This is a genomic window from Enterovibrio paralichthyis, from assembly GCF_019209835.1.
Classification (GTDB): Bacteria; Pseudomonadota; Gammaproteobacteria; order Enterobacterales; family Vibrionaceae; genus Enterovibrio; species Enterovibrio paralichthyis.
This window is the reverse complement of the sequence record NZ_JAHUTS010000064.1, coordinates 1-889: the sequence shown is the minus strand read 5'-3', so window position 1 is coordinate 889 and position 889 is coordinate 1. Positions and strand designations below refer to the sequence as shown.

1 protein-coding gene is annotated in these 889 nt (G+C 49.4%); it reads right to left on the bottom strand.

Annotation, left to right across the window (positions count from 1 at the left end; genetic code table 11):
• The coding region (locus tag KU854_RS24670) for an IS4 family transposase (RefSeq protein WP_218360854.1) at positions 1-796 on the bottom strand (796 nt) is incomplete at its 3' end.
• Positions 797-889: the final 93 nt, after the last annotated feature.

Below are 889 nucleotides of genomic sequence, written 5' to 3'. Positions count from 1 at the left end.
GGGACTTCTTTCTCGCCTGAGGCGTGGTTTTGATTTCGACAATGCGGTCATTGCGACCCAGCTTTCTGACTTCGGTAAATTGCGTATTCTTGCGCATTGGCATCAGCCAATGCCTTTCCGTCCCCGTGTTTGCCCAGCGGTGGAGAAGACTAAGAGAGTAGAAGCCTCTGTCGAACATCGTGAGGCTATAGTCAGGTGTTGTTTCTATCAACTGCTCAGCCAATACCATTTCATTGGTTTTATAACTCGCGAAGGCACTGGCGACCAACATGTGGCTGGTCAACTCCATTTGGCAAACCATACGCACCTGAGGAAAGCTACCCTCGCCATTTTGATTTGACGCGGATTGAAAAGCGTCACGGTTTTCCTTGGTATCCGGCGTTCGCCATACCACACCATCAACAGCGAGGAGTTTTAAACCACACCATGTCGGATGGTCAGCCGTTTCGTTCCACAAGCGCTGGCTTTGATGGAACACCTCTTTCATCGCATCGGCCCCGAGCCTTTGCCTTGCTTGGACGATGGCACTGGGAGCAACCAGACTTCGTTTCCCTGGCAGCATTAATTGGGCCTTGGAGACAATAGACCACAGAGGTTCCTGTCGATAAAGCGACATCGCAATGACAGTCCAAACAGCCATATCAAGCGGGATACGACGTTTACGTATGGTCGCGACACCGGAAGTTTCCAAGCATTGGTTGATGAAATCAGGACAGAGAATATCGCTGAGTTTTCCAAGCTGCTCTGTGTTAGGTGCGTAACGATTCGCGAGGGTAAGGGCTGTGGTCAATTGCAAAATAAAAGGCTCTAAGTATGGGGACTTAGAGCCTTTATAAGCCATCTGTTGGATCGTTCAACCGATCATTTATCTCTTAACTGATCGGCATTA